This is a genomic window from Pseudocnuella soli (assembly GCF_004347775.1).
Lineage (GTDB): Bacteria > Bacteroidota > Bacteroidia > Chitinophagales > Chitinophagaceae > Flavisolibacter > Flavisolibacter aquaticus.
The window spans coordinates 1,656,462-1,674,347 of record NZ_CP037755.1 but is presented as its reverse complement, the minus strand read 5'-3'; the positions used below and the strand labels follow the sequence as shown (position 1 = coordinate 1,674,347).

12 protein-coding genes are annotated in these 17,886 nt (G+C 50.2%); 7 read left to right on the top strand and 5 right to left on the bottom strand.

Features of this window, described 5'->3' with window-relative positions:
- The first annotated feature begins 64 nt into the window (after nt 1-64).
- The 5 genes from EPD17_RS07065 (at nt 65) to EPD17_RS07045 (ending at nt 9,082) form a co-directional block, all read left to right on the top strand.
- The gene (locus EPD17_RS07065) at nt 65-1,126 is read left to right on the top strand and encodes a baeRF3 domain-containing protein (protein ID WP_132052944.1); all 1,062 of its coding nucleotides are present in this window, start codon (nt 65-67) and stop codon (nt 1,124-1,126) included.
- A 423-nt stretch (nt 1,127-1,549) separates the two neighbouring features.
- Nucleotides 1,550-4,633 (top strand): SusC/RagA family TonB-linked outer membrane protein, encoded by a 3,084-nt coding sequence (locus EPD17_RS07060; RefSeq protein ID WP_204743346.1) that lies wholly within the window; start codon nt 1,550-1,552, stop codon nt 4,631-4,633.
- A gap of 24 nt (nt 4,634-4,657) precedes the next feature.
- Nucleotides 4,658-6,193: a RagB/SusD family nutrient uptake outer membrane protein gene (locus EPD17_RS07055; protein WP_132052940.1), complete on the top strand. Its 1,536-nt coding sequence runs from the start codon at nt 4,658-4,660 to the stop codon at nt 6,191-6,193.
- 190 nt (nt 6,194-6,383) lie between these two features.
- Nucleotides 6,384-7,472, top strand: coding sequence for a glycoside hydrolase family 43 protein (locus EPD17_RS07050; protein ID WP_204743344.1), 1,089 nt, complete (start codon nt 6,384-6,386; stop codon nt 7,470-7,472).
- A 125-nt stretch (nt 7,473-7,597) separates the two neighbouring features.
- Entirely contained in the window at nt 7,598-9,082 is a 1,485-nt protein-coding gene (locus tag EPD17_RS07045; RefSeq protein ID WP_132052938.1) for a family 43 glycosylhydrolase, read from the top strand.
- Nucleotides 9,083-9,183: 101 nt separating this feature from the next.
- Here the strand turns inward: EPD17_RS07045 and porT are convergent, their stop codons facing one another.
- Entirely contained in the window at nt 9,184-9,912 is a 729-nt protein-coding gene (porT, locus tag EPD17_RS07040) for a type IX secretion/gliding motility protein PorT/SprT (RefSeq protein ID WP_114235882.1), read from the bottom strand.
- Between the two features lie 560 nt (nt 9,913-10,472).
- Between porT and EPD17_RS07035 the strand changes: the two genes are divergently transcribed.
- Nucleotides 10,473-12,944: a collagen binding domain-containing protein gene (locus tag EPD17_RS07035; RefSeq protein WP_132052936.1), complete on the top strand. Its 2,472-nt coding sequence runs from the start codon at nt 10,473-10,475 to the stop codon at nt 12,942-12,944.
- Between the two features lie 76 nt (nt 12,945-13,020).
- On the opposite strand, the gene ubiE is transcribed toward EPD17_RS07035, so the two are convergent.
- The gene (gene ubiE / locus EPD17_RS07030; RefSeq protein ID WP_132052934.1) at nt 13,021-13,761 is read right to left on the bottom strand and encodes a bifunctional demethylmenaquinone methyltransferase/2-methoxy-6-polyprenyl-1,4-benzoquinol methylase UbiE; all 741 of its coding nucleotides are present in this window, start codon (nt 13,759-13,761) and stop codon (nt 13,021-13,023) included.
- A 225-nt stretch (nt 13,762-13,986) separates the two neighbouring features.
- On the opposite strand from ubiE, the gene yihA reads away from it, so the two are divergent.
- A complete protein-coding gene (yihA, locus tag EPD17_RS07025; protein ID WP_132052932.1) occupies nt 13,987-14,613 on the top strand; it encodes a ribosome biogenesis GTP-binding protein YihA/YsxC in 627 nt (208 codons plus the stop codon).
- A 304-nt stretch (nt 14,614-14,917) separates the two neighbouring features.
- Here the strand turns inward: yihA and EPD17_RS07020 are convergent, their stop codons facing one another.
- From EPD17_RS07020 to EPD17_RS07010, 3 genes are all read right to left on the bottom strand, one after another.
- Nucleotides 14,918-15,391, bottom strand: a complete 474-nt coding sequence (locus EPD17_RS07020; protein WP_132052930.1) for a ribonuclease H-like YkuK family protein — start codon at nt 15,389-15,391, stop codon at nt 14,918-14,920.
- A 77-nt stretch (nt 15,392-15,468) separates the two neighbouring features.
- Nucleotides 15,469-17,070 carry a T9SS type A sorting domain-containing protein gene (locus EPD17_RS07015; RefSeq protein ID WP_132052928.1) on the bottom strand — a complete coding sequence of 534 codons (1,602 nt, stop codon included), beginning with the start codon at nt 17,068-17,070 and terminating at the stop codon, nt 15,469-15,471.
- 79 nt (nt 17,071-17,149) lie between these two features.
- Nucleotides 17,150-17,620, bottom strand: a complete 471-nt coding sequence (locus tag EPD17_RS07010) for a hypothetical protein (RefSeq protein ID WP_132052926.1) — start codon at nt 17,618-17,620, stop codon at nt 17,150-17,152.
- Nucleotides 17,621-17,886: the final 266 nt, after the last annotated feature.

The window sequence follows — 17,886 nt, the reverse complement described above, 5'->3', positions numbered from 1 at the left end:
ACAACGAAATACGAAACATCCTGCCCGCGCATTTTGCTTACCGCTTAACCAAAAAACAACACCTATGACCACCCATCTGCAAGTAAATGATGCTTCTGTTGCTGTATCGGGCAATGAGGAAGTTGTTTTATCGCTGCTGATTCCGTTTGAGCCAAAAATTACCAGCAAGGAAAAAATTGAAGCCAACCTGCGCCAGATGGCTGCCCGGGCTGCGGAGCAGTTGCAAAATCAATCGCTGGCACCCGAAGTGGTAGGCCAAATGATGATGCACCTGCAGGTAGCGCTGGCCGGTGTGGAGTACAACAATCAAAAGAAAAGCCTCGCCATTAAAGTAACCCCGCAGGGAGTCAAACTGCATTACTGGAACATGCCGGTGCAGGAAACCATCGTGGTGGGCAACAGCTTTGCCGTGCGGCAACTGGCAGCACGCAAACGTACCGAAAAAGCATACCTGTTGCTAGCTATTGGTGAGCATTTTGGTGGTATTTACCTGGGCAATGGCCCGCGCCTGTCGCGGCTGGTGGCCAACTCGCCTTCCAGCGATGGCGCCACTGCGTTTGATCCATCGCCAAGTGCTGCCATTCAGCGTGCTGTAAAGCATTTAGATAATGCACTTTCTATTTTGCGCCGCTCTTATCGCTATCCTGTTTTTGTAATTGCGCCTGGCCCCTACCTCAATTGTTTTAAAGAGCTTTCGCCCAACGCCGAAACTGCGGCTGCACTGATTGAAGCCAACCCGCATGGCAACGATGCACGGCTGCAGCAATTGATGGTGCCTTACCTGGCCGACTGGCAAACACTAACTGAAAAAGCCTTGGTGCGCCAACTGGACGAAGCATTGCAAAAAGGCAAATTGGCGGTTGGCATTACCGAATGCTGGACTGCCGCATTTGAGAAAAAAGGCCAGAAGCTGGTGGTGGAAGAAGACTATGTTTTCCCTGCTTACCTCGATCAAAAAAACGGCGTATTGTATGCCGATGCCATACCCATGAATAAAGATGCCCGTAAAAGCACCGATGCAGTGGATGTGCTGATTGAAAAAGTGTTGGCCGATGGCGGAAAAGTATACCTTGTTCGGCCCGGAGTTTTGTCCGGCCACCTGCATGTGGCCCTAAGCTGTTACTGATTATAGCTTTATATAAAACTTATTGAAAGCCTCCGGTTGCCGGGGGCTTTTTTATTGTGTACAGTTATATAACGATGGAGTTCTCGTTTTGCCAATAAAAGCAATCGGGTAAATTAAACATTGGTATCAGTAAAAAAATGCTGGTCTGAACGCAGCTACAATGCCATTTTCAACAAACCTTTTACCTATTTGCACAAACAAGCTTATCCATTGTAAATCAATTCGTCACATTGATCTAAAGCAAAGCAGCAAAGCGCTTTTCCCTGTTGTCTGATGAAAATAAATAATGTAAGCTACCATCTTACTTTTTAAACGCCGATGCCGCAATCATGCGGTTACTGCCATTTGCACAAACCACAAACAATTAAAGCCAACGATTGCGCATCCTTAACCTCAATATTCTGTTCACATCAATCTGCAAAAATGAAAAAACGACTACGTAAGCTTGTTTTAAGTTTGTGTGCCGCGATGTTGCTGTGTGTTGCCGCACATGCACAGCAAACGGTACGCGGAACGCTTCGTTCGCCCTCTGGCGAACTGCTGCTTGGCGCTACTGTTACGGTAAAAGGCACCAACCAGGTAACAACTACCGATGCCAACGGGCAGTTCGTGATTTCCGCACCAACCGGCAGCACGCTGGTGGTTACTTCGGTAGGTTTTCAATCAAAAGAAATCCAGGTTACGGGCACCGACATCAGTGAGGTGCTGGAGGTAACCGATGCCACGCTGAACGAAGTGGTGGTGATTGGCTATCAGGCAGTGCGCCGCCGCGATCTTACCGGGGCTGCCTCCGTGGTAAGCACCCAACAGGCGCAACGCGTGGTGGCCAACTCGGTTGGCGAGCAACTGCAGGGCCTTGCTGCCGGCGTTACGGTTCGCACCACCGGCGCACCGGGCTCCAATCCCCGCATCGAGATCCGCGGCGTGGCATCGTTTACCTCCACCGATCCGCTGTTTGTAATCGACGGCATGATTGCCGATGCAAACTCAACGGTTAACCCCAACGACATTGAATCCATCCAGGTATTGAAAGATGCATCGGCTGCAGCCATTTATGGCTCAAGGGCGGCAAATGGTGTGATCATTATTACTACCAAACAAGGACGCGAAGGCCCGGCCCGCGTGGCCGCTTCGGTTAAGCATGGCTGGCAAAGCGCACCCAGACGCTGGGACGTGATGAACGCAAGAGAATTTGCGGCCATGCAACGGCAACAATACATCAACTCCGGCGCTACGCCCCTGCCCAGTGTAGACAGCGAATTTGACCCCAATATTGATACCGACTGGCAGGATGCCGTGTTGCGCACCGGCACTATTTCCGACTACAACGTATCGCTTTCAGGCGGTGGCAGCGGCAACAATTACCTGATTTCGGGCGCCTATTTCAACAACACAGGTTTTGTTATTAAAAACCGCTTTCAGCGGGGCAGCCTGCGGGTAAATACCCGCGCCACCAAAGGCCGCGTTACGGTGGGCGAAAACCTGATGCTGAGCCACAGTGTAGGCCAGTCGCCCAGCGAGGGCAACCCCTTTTACGATATGCCGCAGATGCTGCCCGTTATTCCCATCCAAAGTGATGCGCTGCGCGACCCGAGCCAGGCCGGCGACAACCCCGAAGGCTATGGCGTGGGCAACAACAAAGCCATCACTTATGCATGGAACCCGATAGCTGCGGCTAACCTTACCCGCCGCACCAGCAATTTTTCCAAACTGGTGGGCAATGCTTACCTCGATTTTAAATTCCTCAACTGGCTTACCTACCGCTTCAATGCCGGTGCCGAGGTTAGTTTTGATAACATCAACACGCTGCGCAAGCAGGGCCGGTGGCAATATGTACAATCGTATGTAAATGCAAACGTGCGGGAAGACCGCTCCAGGTTTTTTAGCCTGCTGTTTGAGCATACGCTGAACTTCAACAAATCGTTTGGCAAACATTCCATCAATGGCGTGGTGGGCATTTCGGACCAGCAGTTCAACCGCGATGGTTCGGAAAGCGGTCGCAATGGTTTGACCCAGATCAACGGCCAGTATTTTACCACCATATCTTCTGCAACGGGTACGCCCATTGCATTTGGTGGCATATCGAAACACCGGATTCTGGGCTACCTGGGCCGCGTCAATTATAATTACAACGATAAATACCTGCTGACGCTTACCGGCCGCTACGACCAGGATTCGCGGTTTGCAGCCGATTACCGCAATGGATTTTTTCCATCCGCAGCAGCTACCTGGCGCATCAGCCGCGAAGACTTTTTTGATGTGCCCTGGATCAACGACCTGCGCATCCGCGGCTCGCATGGCAAGCTGGGTGTAGTTACCGTAGGCCCATGGGAATACCTGGGTATGATCAATAACAACCCAAGGGTAATATTTGGTGTAAATCAGGGCATACAACTAGGAGCCACGCAAGGTGTGTTGGCCAACCCCGATCTGCATTGGGAAGAACGCATCAGCACCAACATCGGGTTTGAAGCGAGCCTGTTTAATAATCGGGTAACCCTTACCGTTGATGGCTATCGCAACCGGTCGAACGATGTGCTGGTGCGCCTGCCCGTTGCATTTTACCTGGGCAGCCGCAGGGCATTTAGCGGCAATGCCGATCCTTTTGTAAATGCAGCCTCTATTCAAAACCAAGGCATTGAGGCATCGGTTACTTATCGCAACAATGCCAATCCATTTAAATACGATTTTTCGCTCAACGCCACCACTATCAAAAACAAAGTGCTGGATGTGGGCAACCAGGGTGCGGGCATCAATTATATCCAAACCGGTCTTACCCGGTCACAGGTAGGCGAGCCGGTGGGCCAGTGGTATTTGGTCAAATCTCTGGGGCTGTTTCAAAGCCAGGACGAGATCAACAATTACCGCGATAAAAACAACCAGCTGATACAGCCCAATGCGAAACCCGGCGATGTAAAATATGAAGACGCCAACGGCGATGGCCGCATCACTGACTCCGACCGCCAGTTTGTGGGTTCGCCCTGGCCTAAACTGCAGGCTGGTGCGCAGTTCAACGCATCATACGGCGGCTTCTCGCTCAACCTGCAGCTGGTGGGCGTTTTTGGCTACCAATTGTACAGCGATGTGTACCGCATTTTGGAAAGCGGTCAAACCTCCAATTTCCTGAAAACCTACAATCCATGGACGCCCAACAACACCAACACCGATGATTCGCGGCTGGGCATTGGCACCGATATACCCGGGGTGGGCGCCGACCTGGGCATCTCCAACAACATCCGCGGCAACAGCTCACGCTGGCTCAGCGATGGCGGTTATGTACGCATCCGCAACATTGAACTTGGGTACCAGTTGCCCGAGCGGCTGCTGGGCAGGGCCAATATTTCCAATGCACGGGTGTATATCAGCGGGCAAAACCTGCTCACCATTTCCAACTATGTGGGCATTGATCCGGACGTAACTGGTGCCAGCATTGTAGAGCGTGGATTTGACAACGGTAACTGGCCCGCGGCCCGCATTCTTTCGGTGGGATTGAACTTGGAGTTTTAATGTTTAACAAGCAAAAAGAGCATCATGAAAAAATTATTGGTCTTATTCATTATAACGGCGCTGAGTGTTGCGGGATGCCAGAAAAAGCTGGACATACCCAACCCCAATGCGCCCACCATTGAAAATTTCTGGCAAAATTCCGGCGATGCGGTTTTGGGTGTAAATGCTGTTTACAGCGTGCTGCATCGTGGTGCCATCTCCCGCTACATGCCCATGTTTTTGCTGGCCCGTGGCGATGTGGGCTACAGCACCTCTCCTTTCTTTGAACTGGCCAACGCGCTGGATAAATTCAACATCACCGACTACAACTGGTTTTTTACAGCCGATGTATACCAGGATAATTACCAGGGCATTTTCAGGGCCAACCAGGTGATTGTGAATGTGCCTAAAATCAACATGGACGAAACCATGAAACAGCGGGTGATTGCTGAGGCTAAATTCCTGCGCAGCCTGTATTATTTCCACCTGGCAATACTCTATGGAAATGTGCCTTTTTTACTGGAGCCATCCACAGCCGGTGCGCTGCCACCGCAAGCCACGCAGGCCGAGGTGTTTGCACAAATAGCCACCGACCTGAACGAGGCTGCTACGGTGTTGCCGGCCACCTACCCGGCATCGGAAGTGGGCCGTGCTACAAAAGGTGCTGCTTATGCGCTGTTGGCAAAAGTGTATATGCAGCAAAAGCTTTGGAACGAAGCACTAACCGCACTGCAGTGGCTGGTGGAGGGCGAAGGCCGAAACGTGTACAGCCTGATGCCCAGTTACCGCGACAACTTTTTAGTAACGACCGAGAATAACCGCGAATCGGTTTTTGAATGGCAGTTTGAAGAAAATACTACCGAAACCCACGACGATGACCTGCAGGATCCGAACCAGAACTACGGCTCTTCGCTGGCGCAATTTGTGGCGCCCAAGCCGGTGGGTTACCAGGATATTGAAGCACGTCGCTGGATCGTCAGCGTTTTTCACCGCGAAAAAACAACTACCGGTGCCCGTGACCCACGGCTGGAAGCCACATTTTTGTACGATTCGACCGATGTGCGGGGACCCAATTTTACACAGCTCTATGGACAGGTTTGGAACAATGTGGGTGGCCTGAATAAAGAAGGCGTGTTTTTTCGCAAATTCCTGAACGATCATTGGAAAAATAACGAAGGCTTTCGCTCCAAAAACAACTGGCGCTACATCCGCTATGCCGATGTGCTGCTGATGTATGCCGAAGTGCTGAACGAAGTGGGCCGTACCGGCGACGCTTACCAATATGTAGACCGGGTGCGCCAGCGTGCCGGCCTTGCAACCCTTACAGCGGCCCGCCCGGGTTTAGGCAAAGATGCTTTCCGCAGCCAGATCGAACACGAACGCCTGACCGAACTTACCGGCGAGGGCTGGCGCTGGCCCGACCTGGTTCGGTTTGGTTACCTCTCCACCAATGCACCGGCGGTGCTGGTAGCCCGCGACCCAAGCTTTGCCAATTTCCAGTTTCCACGCGACCTGTTTTTGCCTATTCCTACAAGGGATGTGGACATCAATCCAAACATAAAACAGAACCCGGGCTTTTAATCAGCCAGAGCTGACGAAGATGCACCATGCAAGATGTACTGGTGCATCTTCTTTTTTCATTCCTGTTATTCTGCTTTACCTTCCTGCTGCCCTGCAATACGCGGTTGCCAGCCAGTATAAGCTGCATTTTTTTGTAAAAAATGGGGTTGCGGTACTGCACCAGCCGGCACCATTTTGCCAATAAACACCAATGAACCTGACGATGCTGTACATCATGGAAAAAAGCTTTGGCTATGTGCTGCTGCTGGCAATGGCAGTGGCATGTTCCAAACAAAAATCGGCCAATACGCCCGATCCGTACGTTCCCAACCCAGTGGTAAAAGACTCGCTTTTTTCGAACCCGTTGCTGCCCGCGGGCCCCGATCCGTGGGTGGCGCAAAAAGACAGTTATTACTATTACACACATACCACCGGCGACCGCATCAGGGTGTGGCGCACCACGGCCATGTCGGAGCTGGGCAAGGCCACCAACCAGGTAATTTGGAGCAAACCAGCCACCGGGCCCAATTCACAAAACATTTGGGCACCCGAGCTGCATTACCTCGATGGTAAATGGTATGCGTATTACACGGCCGGCGCTTCGCCCGACCTGGCTACACAGCGCACTTTTGTGCTGGAAAATACATCGCCCGACCCTTTTGCGGGCAAATGGGAAGACCGCGGAAAACTGGCCGATCCGACGGCTGATTTTTTTGCCATAGATGCTACGGTGTTGGAACATAGCGGTAAAAAATACTTGGTGTGGAGCGGGCACCAAACCGCTACCGACAACACCCAGCGGCTGTACATTGCACAGATGGCCACACCATACACACTCGCCTCTACACGGGTGCTTATTTCTTCGCCCACTTACGATTGGGAAAAAGTAGGCACGCCTGCGGTAAATGAAGGACCGGAAATTTTGAAAGGCCCTACCGGAAAGGTGTTTCTGATATTCTCCGCATCGGGGTGCTGGACCGATGATTACAAGCTGGGCCTGATGACTTTGAAAGAAGGTGGTGATCCAATGAAGGCCGAAGACTGGACCAAATCGGCGCAGCCTGTGTTTGTGCAAAAACCCGAACACGGTGCTTACGGTCCCGGCCACAACGGCTTTTTCAAATCGCCGGATGGAAAAGAAGACTGGATCATTTACCACGCCAACCCGCAGCCGGGCCTCGGCTGTGCCGACCGCCGCAGTCCCCGCATGCAGCGCTTTTCGTGGAATGCAGATGGTACACCCAATTTCGGCGTACCGGTAAACATTGCCGCCAAATTGAAAAGGCCGTCGGGTGATTAGTAGCAGCCGAAAGCATCATCACCACTTTATTGCAAATGCGATTTCCTTCGAAAAAAAGTTCAGATTTTTCGCCGCTAAAATTTTACCTGGAACATACTTGCATGCCTCTATTTTAAACATTGAATATGCCCATGATCAGAATCCTGTTGTTTCTATTATTTGCCTGCGTACAAACGGCTTTTGCACAAAAACTGGTAATGCCCGGTGACCACCCGGACCCTTCGGTGGTAAAGATCGGCGATACTTATTGGGCCTCCGCTACGTCTTCAAACTGGACGCCCATTTTCCCGCTGCTCCGTTCAAAAAACCTCACCGACTGGACCACTGTAGGCCACGTATTTAAAGAGCCGCCCGCCTGGGCTGACTATTATTTTTGGGCACCTGAAATTTCGTACGATAACGGTAAAGTGTACGTGTATTATTCGGCACATAAAAAGGGCGGAAACTTGTGCGTAGCCGTTGCCAGCGCCGACCGGCCCGAAGGTCCGTACCGCGACCACGGCCCGCTGATTTGCGAAGCTGCCGGCTCAATCGACGCTTTTCCCATGCGCGACAAAGCGGGAAAGCTGCACATGATTTGGAAAGAGGACGGCAACAGTGTGGGCAAGCCTACACCCATCTGGATACAGGAAATGAACGAAGAGCGGACTGCGGTGCTGGGCGAAAAAAGGGAACTGTTTCGCAATGAAGCGCCATGGGAAGCCAACCTGGTGGAAGGCGTGGCTATGATGCGCCACGGCGATTATTTCTATGCTTTTTATGCTGCAGCCGGTTGCTGCGGCACCGGCTGCACTTATGCATCGGGTGTGGCCCGCGCCAAAGACCTGATGGGCCCCTGGGAAAAATTTAGCCGCAATCCTGTACTCGCACATACCGATGAATGGCGGTGCCCCGGCCATGGTACGCCGGTAGAACGGGATGGCAAATACTACTTTTTATATCATGGATACAATACGGCATCGACGGTGTTTACCGGCCGCGAAGGATTGCTGCAAGAGTTCAGGTTTACGCCTGATGGGTGGGTTGAATTTGTACAGGATGAAAACAAAGTGGTGCGCCAGGTGGCCGACCGGAAAGACGCCTTTCGTGGTAATGCCTTGCCCCACTATTGGGAATGGAACGTTTTTCAAAAACCTTCGTTTGCCCTGAGCGGTGGCGAACTGCACCTGAATGCGCTGCCCACAGCGTCGGGGCATTTTGCAGGGCAAAAAACATTGCGCGGCAGCTACACAGCTTCGGTGGTGGTGCGGCCCCGCAAAGGCAACGCTGCGGCCGGCCTGGCGGTGCTGGGCGACGAACGCAATACGCTGACCTTATATTATACAAACGACAGCATCAAACTGGTAAGCCTGCGCAACGGCCGCGACAGCACCTTGAACGCAATACAACTACGTGGCGGCAAAAAAGTGCACTTGCAGGTAAGCTGCACCGGCGGGAAAAGCTTTGTGTTTGGCTACAGCACTAACGGCCGTTCATTTACACCAATCAACAACCAGCCGGTTAGCGGCAGCCACCTGCCACCCTGGGACCGGGCCCTGCGCATTGGCGTAGCTGCCCGCGGGCCGGAAGGCACCAAGGCGGTGTTTGATGATTTTGAGGTGGACTATTAATCGAGGCGTATAAGTTAAAAGGCAAAGGTCAAAACCCATAAGTTGGTCAGGATTACTCCTTTCACTTTTAGGTTTTGACCTTTGCCTTTTGAATTATACGCTTATCCTTCCAGGTGGATGGAAAACATGATCATGCGGCTTTGCATTTTATCCAGCACATTGGAGTATTGCAAACCGGGGTTGCGGGCATGTATGTTGCGGATGCCGTTGCTGATCTTGATCTCCGGCGAAAAAATAAAAGACGGGAAATAAAAATTGAATCCAACGCCGCCTTCCAGGCCGTAATCGGCTTTGTCGAGTTTTAAAATATCATCGGCCTTGCGGGCACGGGCATTGGAGGCCAAGTCATAATCTACCTTGCCGCCACCTACCAGGTATACCCGGAAATTGCCGATGCGGTCGGAATTGAACTTTAGTTGCAGCGGCAGCGTTACCAGCACCGATTCCACTTTTTGGTCGCGTTCTGTTTTTTGGTCAAAATCAGCGTAGCGCAGTTTGTAGTGCACACCGCGATCCAAAAAAGCCAGCTGCGGGTTAAAGCGTGCCTCGAAGCGGTTGGTGAGTTTTAAGGTACCCAGCAACCCCAGCGCAAAGCCGCCGCCATTCATGGGTTCGGCCACCAGGATGCTGTCCTGGTTCAGGAACCGTGGGTGCAGCTCGCTTTGAAACCGCGACAGGTTGGTGGAAAGTGTGATACCAAAATAATAAGGCTTGTTGTCGTGGTCGCTCAGGTTGAGCGGCCGCTGGGCATGAACGGGCTGAAGTGCCGATAGTAGGAAACCAACCAACAAAAAACGGATTAAAAGCAGGGCTTTCTGGGTATGCAACATAAACACGGTTAAATGGGCTAAATGATTTTGGCGGCTTTCCAGCCTGCAAAAAACTCTCCAATTAACGATAACACTGCGTAATTAATTGCGCTTAGCATTCACATTGATAAAACATAACATATTATCGGCAAATAAATGTTAACGAACGTTAACACAGTGCTTGCATCGGCCGAATAATGGTTTTACATTAGAGATTGATTCGGTGAAAAACCAATTCCATTTTACGATTGCTATCCTGCCTAAGAAATCTATCTCCCTTAACAGCATACCAGCGTTTTTCCAACACATTTAAATAGCGCAACGGTAAATCAATCGTTGCGGCATATACAATTTTTAATTGGCGATAAACTATTGAAAAGATGGTGGCAAAACAGCCATGCTTCATTAGCGGAGTATGCCTACTGAACGTTCGCAGCGGCTCTCAAAATTCAAGGTTGGGCAAAGAGCCTACACCGCCGTAACGATTAGGATTATAAAAGGCTCTACTATTCAAAGCCTCGCAATGCGCTTGTCATTGCGAGGCGGTCTGCCATATAATCTAATTAACCAAACCATTGTGTATGTATCAGAAAAATACCTCAATTGCATCACTGCAGCCTTCTTTATTCAACGTGGCGATGCTGTCCGAATGGCCTTCCTTTTTAAAAAAAATCGTATTATTTATTTTAGTGCATGGCTTAAGTATTTGCTTTGGCGCCGGTGTATTTGCGCAACCCAGCGCTGAGGGTGCAAAAATTGTTTGCGGATTTAAAGTTGAAACAAAGTTGTATTACAATACGCCTGTAGCCGGGCAAACCACAGTAACATTAGCAGTTACAAACACTAACCCAGGACCCGGCTCCGGGGGTACGTTTCAAGATTTGAGCCATTGGACATTTGCGGCCTGCTTTGCAGAAGATGCGATCCTTAGTGGCTCCGGTCCGGCAGTTAAGTATAACAACAAAGACGACAAGAGTTGTGGAAGTTTATTGGCTTCATTGGGAGATCAAATTTCAAAGTTTGATGAAGGCACTTCAGGTGCTGCAACAAAAACCTACACACTTATACTGAGTGGAACAAATTACAGTTTAGGTAATGTAAAAGCGCTTTTTAAATATGGGCAAACCTGTTGCGTAGATGATATCATAGGCATTGTATGTACCAACAATTGCGTACAACCATCCTTTACAGTTGCTGAAACTGATTTTTGTGCCCCCGACCCTGCCGGTAAAGTGACAGTAACCGGCACGGAAGCAGGTGTTTCTTATCAACTACAAAAATTAGAAAATGAAAGCTATGTAAACACAGGAACACCAATTGTTGCTGCGGCCAATGGCGAATTAGTAGAGTGGACGCTGCTTGAAGCAGGCTCTTATTTAGTTATCGGAACAAGAGCAGACAACTGCTTTACAACAAGCAATCCGGTGACTGTTGATGAAGTTGCAAATCCAAGTTTTACCATTGCAAAAACCGACTATTGTGCACCAACTGCAGCAGGCAAAGTAACAATAAATGGCAGCCAGGCGGGTGTCTCCTACCAATTACAAAAGCTCGGCGCCGATAATACTTATTCAAATATTGGCGCCCCGATGATGGCGCAAAATGATGGAGATGAGGTGATATTTTCCGGGCTCTCCGCAGGTACCTATCAGGTAGTGGGCACAGGCGCAGCACCGACAAGTTGTGCTACTACCAGCGATCCGGTGACGGTTTTAGAAGTACCGAATCCAACATTTACCATTAGCAAAACTGATTATTGTGCTCCAACTCCAGCTGGTAAAGTCACAGTTGTTGGCACACAAGCCGGCGTGTCCTACCAGTTGCAAAAGCTGGGTGCAGACAACATCTTTACAAATGAAGGCCAACTGCTTGCTGCACAGAACGATGGCGATGCAATTGCATTTATGGGCCTTGCTGCAGGCACTTATCAGGTATTGGGAACGGGAGCAACGCCAACGAGTTGCGCTACAACAAGCGATCCGGTAACAATTGTAGAAAATCCGTTGCCCACATTTGACGTGCAAAACCTTACCAACGAGTGCCCATCGATGACGGTGAATTTAGCGAGTGCTGTAACCAATGTTTACCCTGCTGATGCTACAATCACTTACACCCGTGAAGGCAGCACCACCCCAATTACCAATGTTTCAGCGGTTGGTGCGGGCACCTATACTGTAACAGTGACAAACGATGTTACAGGCTGTGCAACTTCGCAATCAGTATTAGTTACCATTATTGATTGCCAAGGATGCACGCCGGGCTACTGGAAAAATAGAAAGGCGTCATGGAGTACCATTCGCACAACGAACGATCTGCTCAATTGCATCAACACTGCACGAACTTTAGCTGGCATTACACCATCGTTGTCTGGCGAGCTTAAAGACAAAAGTTTCATGACTACTTTTGGTTTGACTTCTGCCGATTTGAATGCTACACTGGGCAGTAAAAATCAAAACGTCACTTTAATTCAGGCGCTTGGACTGGGTGATGGTAGCGGTTATGCGCAATTGGCACGTGCCGCAACTGCTGCAATGCAGAACTCTTGTGCACTGACCGGAGCAGGTGCTTATCCATACAGCACCCAAAGCATTTTGACAAACACCAAAAATGCGTTTAAAGCTGCAACATCAGCTACTACAAGTGCTGCAGGTGCAGCCGCCAGGCAAGCTGCACTTGACCTCGCAACGATGTACAACATAGCCAACAATGGCGTTTGTACGCTCAACAACAGCGCACGGTCAGAAATAAGCCAGTCAAGCCATCGCATGTTTGAGCTGAGTGAAAACGGCAACACGCTTTCAGTAACCGCCGGCCCCAATCCATTCCGGAATAATATCACCTTCCGGGTAAATGTTCCTAAGGCGGGTTATGGTAGTTTAGTGCTGTACAACAGCTTGGGTCAGAAAGTTAGGGTGCTGCACCAGGGTTACTTACAAGCTGGAACCCAAAGCTTCCAATACAATGCATCAGTCCGTGTGACGAGCACCCTAATGTATGTGTTGAGCGTGGGCAACGAGCAGGTAACCGGCAAGCTGCTGCAAGCAAAAGACTAAAGACGCTTATCAGTAAAGCACAATTATGGATGCCCTTCGGGGCATCCTTTTTTATTACAGCATTTTCCGCTTTGGGTTATTTCCGCCCACTATACATGCAGCAAATGCCAAAGTTCAACGGCTTGAAAGTTGTTTGTCGAAAGCCGGCTTCGTTCAGGATGGATACAAAATGTTCGCGATCGGGAAACGCTTTGGACGACTCGTTGAGGTATTGATAGGCCTTTTTGTTTTTGGTAAACAGTTGCGCAAAAAACGGAGCCACGGAGTTCATGTACAAATTGTACAATGGCTGCACTAGCGGAATGCGTGGCTTGCTAAACTCGAGCACCACCAATTGTGCACCGGGCTTTAGCACCCGGTGTATTTCGCGCAGGCCCTGGTCGAGGTGCTCGAAATTGCGTACACCAAAAGCTACCATCACGCCATCAAAAGTGGCATCGGCAAAAGGCAGCGCTTCGCTGTCGCCTTCGAGCAATTCTATTTCCGTAGCCAAGCCTTCAGCAATTACTTTTTTGCGGCCAACGGCCAGCATGCCTTCCGAAATATCAATGCCGGTGATTTTTTTAGGCTGCAGCATTTTTGCGGCGCGGATGGCCATATCGGCCGTGCCGGTGGCCACGTCCAGCAGGTGTTGGGGCTTGTCCGCTTTAAACAGGGAAATGGCCTTGATGCGCCAACCCACATCGGTGCCCGCACTCAAAAACCGGTTCATAAAATCGTAGCGGCCGGCAATGCGGTTGAACATTTCACTCACCTGCTCTTTCTTACCGCCGGTTTCGGAAAACGGCTTGATCTGGTCGTGTGGGAACTGCGCCATAGGGCTGCAAAGGTAACCAGTGATGCGCAGGATTTGACAAGGATTAATAATGATTTGGCTCACTCTATCGTGAGCATTGTGGTCAACCAGGTGATTAAAGTTTGAGCGAAATATTACAACTCAAAGTTTGCAACCTGCCCGGTTCGCATTGTTAAGCAGCAAGCAAAATCTTGCGCTAATCTTTACACAATCCTGCAAATCACCGGTTGCGGTTACATTTGCACCATGGAAATCATAGCCGCTTCTTACCTCATCAGCAGTCCATCGGTAGATCTGTGCCCGCAACCCGACCGGCCGGAGTATGCATTTATCGGCCGCAGTAATGTGGGCAAATCGTCCATCATCAACATGCTGACGCAAAAAAAAGAGCTGGCAAAAGTTTCCCGGTCGCCGGGCAAAACACAGATGATCAACCATTTTGATGTGACCGGCAGCGACCGCAAAAAATGGTACCTGGTGGATTTGCCGGGATATGGTTTCGCCAAGGTGTCGCAATCGCAGCGGAAAAGCTGGGAGAAGATGATTGAAGGCTATATCCGCAAACGCGAAAACCTGGTGAACCTGTTTGTGCTGGTAGATAGCCGACACGAACCGCAGGAAGCCGACCTCGAATTCATTAACCAGATGGGCGCCTGGCAGGTTCCGTTTTCGATCATTTTCACTAAAGCCGATAAAAGCACCCAAAAGGAAGTGGCCGCCAATGTGCGGCGCTTTATGGAGGCGCTCAAAGAAAGCTGGGAAGAGCTGCCTATTTATTTTGTGACGTCCGCAGAAAAACACCTCGGTGGCAAAAAGATACTGAGCTTGGTGCAGGCAATGAATGATGACTGGTGGAAGCAGAAAGGGAAGTAGGTGAAAGATGACAGTTGGCAGTTGGGAGTTGACAGTCGGGAGTTCAGAGTTTGAGGCAAGGTTCGGAGTAGCCGTCATTGCGAGGCGCGGCAATAGCTTACGCAAGCATAAGCTGCGGCGCCGAAGCAATCCCCTTCTGAGATTTGAGTTCCTTTTTGTGCGTCGGCAATGTGGCTAATTATGGCAGGAGATTGCTTCGGCACACCAGGCACAAAGAGCAACGAGACACAAATGCGCCTCGCAATGACGGACTAGGCTAAAGCCTTCACTATCGACTGCCAACTGTCAACTCACATCTCCCAACTCAATTACACATCTTATTCGCGCAACTGCTGCTGGCGAAGGCTTCGGGTTTTGCCTTGAACGCAAAGCCCATCCCTAGGATATAGCCCATTGCTTCTTTCAGGGCATCGTTGCTTTTGAAGTTGGGATTGGTGTTGATGTCGGCGTGCACTTCCATCTCCACATTGTATAAAGTAAAAAGATTGCATAGTTCGTATGCAATCTCTATACTCTTAGCTACTTCTACCAGCATCCGCTCTTTGATGGAATACTGGTGTGTGGTTTTGTCGTTGTGGATGAACATAAAGCCTCCGTGACCTTCGCGTAAAAAAACAATCACAGTGGCAAACTCTGTTTCCAATCCTTTTACCTGCGAGTCAGTGCCGATGCACACCTTTAAGCGGTAGCCCGCAGCCGTTTCCCTTTTGATGGCACTTTCCACTGCCTGGTAAATTGGGAACGCAATCGGCTCTCCGTTGAATTTTCTCCAGCGCATAAAAAAAGAGGTTTTCCTAAATTAAGGAAAACCTCGGTGTTACCAATAGAGCACGGATTATGAAAGGGTTATAAATTTTATTTTTTCAACAGCTTTTCCACAAACGTGCCGCCATCCCAGCTAAACTGCACCAGGTACATACCTGCACTCAGTTGGCCAGCCTGCACCGTGGTAGTTCCTTGCAGCCCGTTGCCCCGCACTATTATTTTACCGCCCATGTCGGTTACGCGGTATTGGAACGGCTCGGTGCTGTTGATGTTGAACGAAGAACCAGTTATCAATGTGGAAGCCAGTTTCGGACGCGCCACGTTGCTGGCAGCGCCGCGCAGCGTAATGGTGTTGCTCAGGTGTTCGCGGCCGTTGTTAAACTTTACCCGCAAACGGTACTGCACCATCGAGGCATCGAGGCCGTTGCCCTGCCATTTGCGGCCTTCTGCTTCCACCTGCTGCACTGTTTTAAACGTACGGCCATCGGTTGCAGCTTCCAACTCCTGCGTCACTACTGTTTCATCGGCATCAATTTCCCAGCGCAGCAAGTGACTGTTGCCGCTGGTGCTGCCTTGCAGTTCCAGGCGGCGCAAGGGCAGAATCATCGAAGTCATCAGCGTACCTTTCAATGAGTAGCTACCCAGGCTACCATATTCGGTAAAATACTGGCCGCCCGAGCCATCAACTTTCAGGTAATAATCGCCGGGTACCAGCACGGTATCAATGATTTTATTCAGCTTGCTGCCTGATTCAAATTTGGCTACTTCCTTGTGGTTGGCATCAACAAGTGCAACCCGCACGTTGAGGTTGGCGCCAGAGTTATTTGCACCAATGCTGTAGGGGTTTGCTTCCAGCCGGAACGAGCTTGTTTTTTGAACATTCAACGCAAAATAGTCATTATCGGTAGGCTGCTCAATGAGGCCTTCAGCTATCAGCGAGTCTGCTACAAAAGCCAGTGGAGTTGCAGTCGTCAATTCATTAGCATGATCGTCGGTGCGATAGCTTACGCCATTGATCGGGTTGATGATCATCTCCAGGTCGCTTTGGATGCTGGTGCAGCTGCGTGAACTGGTGCCCATATGCCAGGTGGTAACGTTGCGGTTGTAGCCATTGCCCATAATAGGCGCCCAGCTAGCCTCGCCGGTACCTTCGCCTGCATAGTAATCGCTAACGCGAACACAGCTTTCGTTGTACACCGCCTGGTGGCGCAGGCCAAGTGTATGCCCTGCTTCGTGTGCAGCGGCTTCTGCGACGTTCTTAGTATTGTATCCCAGTAGTTTGGTAAATACAAAACAAGGCGTGTTGTCGCCACGCGAAAAAGACCCGGTGCTGGCCACGCCGCCGGCGCCGCTGCCATACCATTCGTTGGTAACGGTAAGCACCACGCGGGCCCTGCTTTTGGCAGGTGCCGCCCAGTATTTTGTAGAGTCGGTTGTAACGTTGATGTTAAACGGGCGGTAATCTTCAGCTACCCGGCGAAAAATTTCTTCTATCTGCGTGTTCTTCATGCCCGAAGGGCCGCAGGTAAATGCACCATTCCAGTTCCAAGAAGTGCCGGTTACATAATGGCCATCGAAATCGAGGAAAATAACAGGTGCGGCTTTAGGATAACTGTTTAAAACCGGAACCTGGCCAAAGCTTTGTAGCATGCACAGCATTACCAGGCATACAGACAGGTACAGTTTTTTCATGATTGGACGGATTTAGATTTTACAAGGGATGGATTGGACTATCGGACACGGACAAACGAAAACAAGCTAACCAGTGGTGTTATTCTTCCACCAGCTCGCCGTGCTCCCGTTTTACTAAATAATACTGGCCAGCGCTTTGCACCAGCTCGTACGCATCGGCATGCATGCGGCTTAAAATGCGACCGGTGTAAGTGGTAGTGCCATTGCTTTCACGCATGCCCGACAGTGTAAACACAGCACCCAGGCGGTTGCTCGATTTTAGCACCACGCTACTCCATTGCTGATCGGGGTTGTGTGCGGCAGAAACGATTTTTCCTTGCAAGGAAAAGTTAGGGGAGAATCGAACCTGCGCAACTGCATCTTGCTCCTGGTTGATTAAGGATTGCAATTGCTGCACATCCAGCAAAACAGAATCGGGCAGACCGGTAAATAAAAGGGATTGCGAATGATTGGCGGCGGGTGAGCTGGCGGCGGGCAATTGTGCCGACGACCGCATTGAAATGCCTAAAAGCAGCAAGGCGCAAATAGCGCAGTTTGTTAGGAGTTTCATTGGATTTGGACTTGTTGAAAGCAGTTGCCTGCCTTCAGGTTTGGCCCTTTCGGGCTATTGGATTTGGACGTGGTACAATTTTCCTCATTTATGCGTTAACTATCATCGCTTCTGCTTTACATTTTCTCCAAATTAAGAGTAAGCACTTAAAATAAATCGGAGAAATCCGCAAGCCCTGCAACGGAATTTTACTAAGTAAAAATTTAGGGGTGTAAAATGGCACCATCGAGTTCTTAAGAATTGTGACCTATCAATTTGATTGGATA

Bases quoted from the DNA above. Each gene is read 5' to 3' on its own strand.
- EPD17_RS07045 (WP_132052938.1), top strand. From the start codon at position 7,598: ATGCCCATGATCAGAATCCTGTTGTTTCTATTATTTGCCTGCGTACAA.
- EPD17_RS07020 (WP_132052930.1), bottom strand. From the start codon at position 15,391: ATGCGCTGGAGAAAATTCAACGGAGAGCCGATTGCGTTCCCAATTTAC.
- EPD17_RS07065 (WP_132052944.1), top strand. From the start codon at position 65: ATGACCACCCATCTGCAAGTAAATGATGCTTCTGTTGCTGTATCGGGC.
- porT (WP_114235882.1), bottom strand. From the start codon at position 9,912: ATGTTGCATACCCAGAAAGCCCTGCTTTTAATCCGTTTTTTGTTGGTT.
- EPD17_RS07050 (WP_204743344.1), top strand. From the start codon at position 6,384: ATGAACCTGACGATGCTGTACATCATGGAAAAAAGCTTTGGCTATGTG.
- EPD17_RS07035 (WP_132052936.1), top strand. From the start codon at position 10,473: ATGTATCAGAAAAATACCTCAATTGCATCACTGCAGCCTTCTTTATTC.
- ubiE (WP_132052934.1), bottom strand. From the start codon at position 13,761: ATGGCGCAGTTCCCACACGACCAGATCAAGCCGTTTTCCGAAACCGGC.
- yihA (WP_132052932.1), top strand. From the start codon at position 13,987: ATGGAAATCATAGCCGCTTCTTACCTCATCAGCAGTCCATCGGTAGAT.
- EPD17_RS07055 (WP_132052940.1), top strand. From the start codon at position 4,658: ATGAAAAAATTATTGGTCTTATTCATTATAACGGCGCTGAGTGTTGCG.
- EPD17_RS07010 (WP_132052926.1), bottom strand. From the start codon at position 17,620: ATGAAACTCCTAACAAACTGCGCTATTTGCGCCTTGCTGCTTTTAGGC.
- EPD17_RS07060 (WP_204743346.1), top strand. From the start codon at position 1,550: ATGAAAAAACGACTACGTAAGCTTGTTTTAAGTTTGTGTGCCGCGATG.
- EPD17_RS07015 (WP_132052928.1), bottom strand. From the start codon at position 17,070: ATGAAAAAACTGTACCTGTCTGTATGCCTGGTAATGCTGTGCATGCTA.